Genomic DNA, 7,053 nt, shown 5'->3' with positions numbered 1-7,053 from the left:
CTTCCTCACCCCGGCCGGCCACCGCCGGCGCGCGGCCGAGCCGGAGCCCGCCCCCGCGAGCGCCGACCGGAGCGGCGTCTTCGCAGCGCGGGTCGGCGGCGCGGAGGAGGCGCCTCCCGGCCCGTCCCGCACCCGCGAGCTACGCGACGCCTGGCAGGGCCTCCTCGAACTGCGCCGCATGACCAACCCGGACGCCGCCACCGACCGGCCCTGCGCCTGGGAGCGCAGCCACCTGGTCCGCGCCGCCGCCCTGGCCCTGGAGGCGGCCGCCCACCAGCCGGAGACCGCGGACACTCCCGGCTACCGGGTCCGCGCCACCCCGCAGCCGGAGGCGGTCGCGGTGTACGGCCCGGCACTCCAGCCGTACGCGGACACGCTGGAGGCGGCGGGCTGGCAGTGCGGTGAGTACACCGAGGCCCGCACCAGAGCCCGGCACCTGCTGGCGTCCCCGCGCCGGGTGTGAGCCGGTCAGCTCCGCGCGAGCCGCTGCGCCTGTTCGCGGGTGGTGCGGGCGAGCCGCTCCTCGTCCACGTGCAGCAGCACCCCGTCCGCCACGATCTGCCGTCCGCCCACGAAGGAGGCCGTGACCGGGGCGGGAGCGCCGAGCACCAGCGCCGCCACCGGGTCCGCGATCGAGGCGTGGGCCAGGGTGTCCATGCGCCACAGGACCAGGTCGGCGAGCTTGCCGGGCTCCAGGGAGCCGGTCTCCGCCGCCCGGCCGAGGACCCGGGCGCCGCCGTGGGTACCGAGGCGCAGGGCCTGGCGGGTGGTCAGCGCGGCCTCCCGGTGCGGGCCGAGGCGGTTCACTAGCAGGGCGTTGCGCAGTTCGGTGTGGAGTTCGCCCGACTCGTTGGAGGCCGTGCCGTCAACGCCCAGGCCGACCGGGACGCCCGCCGTCAGCAGGTCCGGTACCCGCGCGATCCCGGCCGCGAGGCGGGCGTTGGAGGACGGGCAGTGGGCGACGCCGGTGCCGGTGCGGGCGAAGGCGGCGATGTCGGAGTCGTTCATGTGGACGCAGTGCGCCATCCACACGTCCGGGCCGAGCCAGCCGGTGGACTCGAAGTACTCGGTCGGGCCCGTCCCGAACAGCTCGTGGCAGAACTTCTCCTCCTCCACCGTCTCCGAGCCGTGGGTGTGCAGCCGTACGCCCAGCTCGCGCGCCAACTCGGCGCCCTGACGCATCAGTTCGGTGGAGACGGAGAACGGTGAGCAGGGCGCGACCGCGACCTGGGCCAGCGCGCCGAAGGAGGGGTCGTGGTGGGCGCGGACGGTGGCCTCGGTGGCGGCCAGCGCGTCGTCCAGGCTCTCCACCGCGAAGTCCGGCGGCAGTCCGCCGTCCGACTCGCCCCGGTCCATCGAACCCCGGGCCAGGGTGAGGCGGACGCCGGTGTCCCGGGCGGCGCGCACGATCGCGCCGGACAGGTCGCCGGTACCGCGCGGGTAGACGTAGTGGTGGTCCATCGCGGTGGTGACGCCGCCCCGTGCCATCATCGCCAGTGAGCCCCGCGCCGCGGCGGACACCATCTCCTCGTCTATGCGCGCCCACATCGGGTAGAGGGCCACCAGCCAGTCGAAGAGGTTGTGGTCGGTGGCCAGGCCCCGGGTGAGCCACTGGTAGAAGTGGTGGTGGGTGTTGACTAGGCCGGGGGTGGCAAGGTGCCCGGTGGCGTCGATCCGGCGGGTGACGCCGGTGAGCCCCCCGGGGGCCGGGCCCGCCCCGACCGTCTCGATCCGGTCGCCCCTGATGACGAGGTGCCCCGTGGCGTACTCGGTGTCGTCGGCGTCCACGGTGGCGATCGCGCAGTTCTCGATGACGGTGCGCTCGGCTGCTGCCACGGTTCGTCCTTCGCTCTCGGAGAGGCTCAGAGGCTGGTGAGGTCCACCGGGATCGCCGCCGCGCGGCCCTCGCGGAGGACGGTCGCCTCGATCAGGCCGTAGGGCCGGTCGGCGGCGAGGTACACCTCGTTGTCGTTGGTCAGTCCGAAGGGGCTCAGGTCGGCGAGGAAGTGGTGCTTGTTCGGCAGGGAGAGCCGGATCTCGTCGACCTCGGCACGCTCCCCGACCACCCGCGCGCCCATCTCGTACAGGGTCTGCTGGAGGGAGTACGAGTAGGTCCCGGCGAAGGCTTCCAGCAGGTGGCGCCGGGTCTCGGTGTAGGAGGTGTCCCAGTCGGGCGCGGCGCCCTCGCCGGTCCAGCCGTACCGCCAGCGGGCGCTCACCTCGGTGGCCAGCACGCGGTCGTACGCCTCGGGCAGGGTGGTGTACTCGTCCTTGGCGTAGCCCCAGAACTCGGAGTCGGTGGAGTTCAGGACCACCAGGTCCTTCAGCCCGGAGACGACCTGCCAGGACGTGCCGTCGTGGGACACCTGGGTGAGCCGGACCTCCTGCCCCCTGCGGACGAACGAGTGCCCGCGGCCGGGCGCGCCGATCCGTTCCCAGGCGTACTCCTCGATCCGGATGCGGGCCGTGCGGATCGCCTCCTGAGAGGTGACGAAGTGCCGGGCGAGGTGGATGCCGAACTGCTCGGCGGACTCGATGCCGTACCGCTTGGCGAAGGCGTACACCGTGTTCTTCGCGGTGTCGGTCGGCAGGACGTGGGCGTTGGAGCCGGAGTAGTGGACGTCGTCCATGTCGCCACCGAGGGTGACGGAGACGTTGAGGTCCTTGATGTGGTGGGTGGCGCCGTCGCGTGTGATCCGGACGACCCGGTTCTCGGCCTTGCCGTACTGGTTCTGCGCCAGGACCGCGCGGCCCGCCGGGCGGGGCGTCTCTGCCATGGGTGCTAGCTCCCTCGGTATACGGAGTAGCCGAACGGGCTGAGCAGCAGCGGGACGTGGTGGTGCTCCCCGGCCCGGACGGCGAAGGTGACGGTCACCTCCGGGAAGAACGCGCCCCCGTTCCCGCTCAGGTACGGCTCCACCTCGAAGTCGAGCCGTACCCGGTCGGTCCCCTCGGGCGGGGCGGGCAGGTCGCGGCAGCGGCCGTCGGCGTCGGTGGTCCCCTCGCCGAGCGGTCGCCAGTCGGCGCCGGGGCCGGTGCGGGCGAGGAGGCGGACGGTGACGCCCTGGGCGGGGCGGCCGAGCGAGGTGTCCAGGATGTGCGTGGACACGGAGGCGGGGGTGGTCATGGGGCGGGCGTCCTCAGGCGAGAAGTCGGGCCAGGCGGATGCGGTTGATCCTGCCCAGTTCGGCGCGGGCGGTCTCCCGTTCCCGCTCCGGCGTGTTGCCGAGCCGGTCCTTGAGGGCGTCCCGCGACTGCTCGCCGGTCAGGCCGGTGGCGCAGATCAGGAAGACATGGCCGAAGCGGTTCTGGTAGGCGAGGTTCAGTTCGAGCATCTCGGTGCGCAGGGCGTCGGAGGCGTCCGCCATGCCGCGCTGCTCGCGAGTGGAGGCGGGGTCGCCGGGTTCCGGCCGGCCGATCGGCGGGTGGCCCGCCATCGCCTCGGCCAGGTCGTCGGCGCCGAGTCCGGCGAGGGCAGCGTCGGCGGCGACGTACAGGTCGTCCGGGGTGGCGTAGGGGCGGGCGACGAGGAGCAGGCGGGCCCAGGCGGTGCCGGCGCACACCTCGTGCAGGACGGCGAGCGCGGCCTCGTCCCCGAGGGCGTTGAACCGGGCCAGGGCCAGGGGGGTGGCGGGGGATGTCACGGGCGCCTCCGTGGCCGCGAGGGCCGTCGTGCCGGACGGGGTGCCGTCAGCTAACGCCTCGCGGCGACGGCACGTCAACACTTTGTTGAAAACTTTGGGCCACCTGCTCCGGACGGGCTCAGCGGTCCCTCTCCCGGTTGAGGTAGTTGTAGATGGTGAACCGGCTGACGCCGAGCGCCCCCGCCACGGTCTCGACCCCGTGCCGCACGGCGAAGGCGCCGCGCGCCTCCAGCGTCCGGACGATCTCCTGCTTGGCCTTGCGGTCCAGCTCGGCCAGCGGCCGCTCCTCCCTGCGCTCCAGCGCGGCGAGGAGGTGGTCCAGGGACTCCGCGAGCTGGGGCAGCCGTACGGCGACGACGTCGGCGCCCGCCCAGGCCAGCACCACGTCGTCGGGGCCGGCCTCGCCCGGCGGGAGCAACTCCCCGCCCATGGCGTCGACCAGCGGTTTGACGGCGGCGACGAAGGGCTCCTCGGCAGTCATCTGTCGCCCCTCGTCGACCACGTTGAGCTGGAGGGATATCCGGGTGGCCCCGGCTTCCAGGCTCCGCCGCAGCAGCGCGTCCACCGCACTGAGCACGCCGTCCGCACCGCCCTCGGCCAGGGTGCCGAACGGGCCCACGTCCACGGTGCCGAGACCGGCGCCCTCGACGACCTCACGGGCCGCCACGGCGTGCGCGGGCGGTACGTCCAGGTCGAAGGGTTCGGTGGTGAACTCCACTCGCAGTCTCAACTGTGCCCCCAGCGTTCGGTCGTACGACCTTAACGCCGGCCGGCCCCGCGGGTGGCTCCCGAAGGGTCGGCCGGTGCTGGTCTGGTCGCCGGTGGTGCTGGCGGGCGACCAGGGGGCCATGCCCTGGGGGAGGGTGGCGCCGGGGAGGGTGTCGCCGTCGTTCGCGGAGCCGATCAGCGGGTCCACCAGGGACGACAGCTCCGCGGCGCTCGCCGCGACGGCCGGGAAGGGGGCGGCCACGGCGAGCGCGGTGGTGACGGCCGTGACGGCCGCTCCGGTACCGAGCCGTCTCGCGGCGCGGAGGAGGGCGTGGCGCATGCGTCGGGGCTGCCTTTCGTGGAGGACGTGAGCGGCGCGAGGCCCGAAGCCCGGCCGGTGCGGGGGAAGAGGGCGGGGGCGGCGGCCGGTGAAGCCTGGGTGAATTCCCGGCCGCCGCACCGGCCCGGTCGCCGAGTAGCGGCGCCCTCCGATCCGCAGGACGCTGAACCCATGGCCGATCCGACGCGTTTTCCGCACATCGTGGTCCACCCCCCGGCACTCGACGGCTCCCGCCGGGTCACCGAGGGCGAGGTCACCCTCGGCCTCGCCTCCCACCTGGACGACGTGATCGAGATCCTCCGGCTGGCCGACCTCGACCGCGTCGAGGTCGAGGAGAGCGACCTGATCGACTGGCTGGGCGGCGGCCCGGAGGACTGGCCGGGGTTGTCGGAGCACGAGCTGTGAGCCTCAGCGCGGCTCCGGCGGCAGCTCGACCCACCGGCGCGGGGCGTGGCGGTCGACGGCCTCCCGGCCGTCCTCGATGACGAGACCGGCGGCGGCGCAGGCGTAGGCGAGGGCGTCGGCCCCGAAGGGCAAGTCGGGCTCGCGCTGCCAGAGACGGAAGGTCCAGAAGGCGTCCGGGTCCAGGCCGTGGCCCCACATGCCGATCTCCTCGCTCCCCACGAACTCGCCGTCGCGCGCCAGTGAACCGAAGCTGCCACCCTTGGGGTTGAAGTACACGCCGTACGCCGTGGTGCCCGCCGATATCGCGCTCAGCAGGTCCGGATCGCTGGTCAGGTATCCGTCCTGGGTGATCACGCAGCCACCCGGAGCGCCCTGGACGGCGCGCACACCGACGTGGCGCACGATCTCGTCGAAGTCGTCCGTGTCGAAGGGCGCGTCCGCCAGGCCGGTGCGCGGGCAGCGGGCCGGTTCTGCGCCGAGCCGCCGGATCACCTCGTCCTCGGTGAGGTCCCGTACGAAGCAGATCCCGAGCCCGTCGGTCCACAGCGGGTCGTCGCCGAAGGCGGCGACGAGCGCGTCGGCGGCCCGCAGGGCGGCGACCTCCTCGGCGGGCAGTTCTTCCGCACCCGGGAGGGAACTCACCAGCGGGGCCAGCGGAGTGGTCAGCAACAGCCGCCCCGGCGACCAGGGCGCCTCCTGCGGCGTCCACACGTCCGCCCCGGCGTCGATCAGGGTGCGGATGGCGGCCTCTTTCAGGCGGAGCGCGGCGTACCAGAGCGGGGTGTGCCCGAAGTCGTCCCGCGCGTCCACGTCCGCGCCGTGGGCGAGGAGCGCCGAGATCCCGGCCACGGAGCCCTGTTCCGCCGTCAGGTGCAGTGGGGTGCCGCCGCTCCACCCGGCCTCGCCCCGAGGGGGCGCTCCCCCGGCGAGCCGGGCCTCGATCAGCGCCAAGTCCGCCCAGTCGTCGGACCGCATGCCGTCCCAGTCGGGCCGGGGTACGAGGCGCTGCCGGGCCTCCTCCTCCCGGCGGAGCGTCTCGGTCTGCCGCCCGTTCAGCGGCGGGGCCAGGAACGACCGAGGGCCGCCCACCTCCATGTGGATGATCGTGCCCGGCCCTTCGTCCGGCTCCGGCGCTTCGAGGTCCGGCCACACCTCCACCGCCTGCCCGGCCGCCGTCCGGAGCGCGTCCGCGTCGACCGGGACACGGGTCTCGGCGATCCCTTCGTCCGGCCACTCCACGACGAGCGTCGCCTCGCCGGGCGGGGGCAGTTCGGGGAGGTACAGGTCCACGTCGGTCTTGAACAGGGACCGGTGGGAGTGGTGCAGCCTCGGGTCGAGCGGGATCAGGCCGACCGCCTGGGCCGTCTGGGCCTCGCGCACCTCACCGTCCGTCCCGGTGAACGGGACACGGCGGGTGGTGGTGCCGTCCAGCGAGGTCACCCGGCGACCGTCGGAGAGCAGCAGGCCCACCCGTAATCCGGACTGCCCGGGTGCGAGGCCGCCCTGACGGCGGGTCCGCCGGAACACCGCGAGGTGCAGGGTGACCGACACCGGCCACGCCGACCACCCGGTCAGCATCACCCGCGTCTCCGGCCCCGCCCCGGCGGGCACCGGCTGGGAGAGAGGTACGGGCACGAAGCGGTCGACGGGCGGCGTGTACCTGCCCTCGTCCTGGCCGGGCGGACGCAGCCGGGCCAGGACGGAGCGCTCTGTGGCGAGGGGCTCGCCGGGAAGCACGAGGTCATCGAAAAATCCCATGCCCGGAGCGTGACACGGGCCACTGACAACGCCTCGGGACGCAAGGGGGCCCCGAACCTCAAATCAACCTCTGAAGACCGCCCGAAAGGCTTCAACAGCCGCCGAACAAGGGCAGATTGGAGATGTGAGGTCCCGCCGTGACGGGGGCGGCGGGCTTTGCGCACGGGGGGCTTGTGGGGCGCGGTCCCGGCCGGAAGG

8 protein-coding genes are annotated in these 7,053 nt (G+C 73.9%); 2 read left to right on the top strand and 6 right to left on the bottom strand.

Going from position 1 to position 7,053, the window contains the following annotated elements; translation table 11 throughout:
- Positions 1-463 (top strand): hypothetical protein (locus tag ACFWN1_RS16450; protein WP_384362339.1); only part of this gene is annotated, 463 nt, incomplete at its 5' end.
- Between the two features lie 5 nt (positions 464-468).
- On the opposite strand, the gene ACFWN1_RS16445 is transcribed toward ACFWN1_RS16450, so the two are convergent.
- The 5 genes from ACFWN1_RS16445 to ACFWN1_RS16425 form a co-directional block, all read right to left on the bottom strand.
- Positions 469-1,836: an 8-oxoguanine deaminase gene (locus ACFWN1_RS16445; RefSeq protein WP_384362336.1), complete on the bottom strand. Its 1,368-nt coding sequence runs from the start codon at positions 1,834-1,836 to the stop codon at positions 469-471.
- 26 nt (positions 1,837-1,862) lie between these two features.
- Positions 1,863-2,777, bottom strand: a complete 915-nt coding sequence (gene pucL, locus ACFWN1_RS16440) for a factor-independent urate hydroxylase (RefSeq protein ID WP_384362333.1) — start codon at positions 2,775-2,777, stop codon at positions 1,863-1,865.
- A gap of 5 nt (positions 2,778-2,782) precedes the next feature.
- The gene (uraH, locus tag ACFWN1_RS16435) at positions 2,783-3,127 is read right to left on the bottom strand and encodes a hydroxyisourate hydrolase (RefSeq protein ID WP_384362330.1); all 345 of its coding nucleotides are present in this window, start codon (positions 3,125-3,127) and stop codon (positions 2,783-2,785) included.
- A 13-nt stretch (positions 3,128-3,140) separates the two neighbouring features.
- A complete protein-coding gene (gene uraD / locus ACFWN1_RS16430; RefSeq protein WP_384362327.1) occupies positions 3,141-3,644 on the bottom strand; it encodes a 2-oxo-4-hydroxy-4-carboxy-5-ureidoimidazoline decarboxylase in 504 nt (167 codons plus the stop codon).
- Positions 3,645-3,762: 118 nt separating this feature from the next.
- Positions 3,763-4,125, bottom strand: coding sequence for a helix-turn-helix domain-containing protein (locus ACFWN1_RS16425; RefSeq protein WP_384362351.1), 363 nt, complete (start codon positions 4,123-4,125; stop codon positions 3,763-3,765).
- Positions 4,126-4,863: 738 nt separating this feature from the next.
- Between ACFWN1_RS16425 and ACFWN1_RS16420 the strand changes: the two genes are divergently transcribed.
- Positions 4,864-5,097, top strand: coding sequence for a hypothetical protein (locus ACFWN1_RS16420; protein ID WP_384362324.1), 234 nt, complete (start codon positions 4,864-4,866; stop codon positions 5,095-5,097).
- A 3-nt stretch (positions 5,098-5,100) separates the two neighbouring features.
- On the opposite strand, the gene ACFWN1_RS16415 is transcribed toward ACFWN1_RS16420, so the two are convergent.
- Positions 5,101-6,855 (bottom strand): ankyrin repeat domain-containing protein, encoded by a 1,755-nt coding sequence (locus tag ACFWN1_RS16415; RefSeq protein WP_384362321.1) that lies wholly within the window; start codon positions 6,853-6,855, stop codon positions 5,101-5,103.
- Positions 6,856-7,053: the final 198 nt, after the last annotated feature.

Source organism: Streptomyces sp. NPDC058459, assembly GCF_042721685.1.
Lineage (GTDB): Bacteria > Actinomycetota > Actinomycetes > Streptomycetales > Streptomycetaceae > Streptomyces.
The sequence above is the reverse complement of the archived record's forward strand: the minus strand, read 5'-3'. Positions and strand labels throughout refer to the sequence as shown.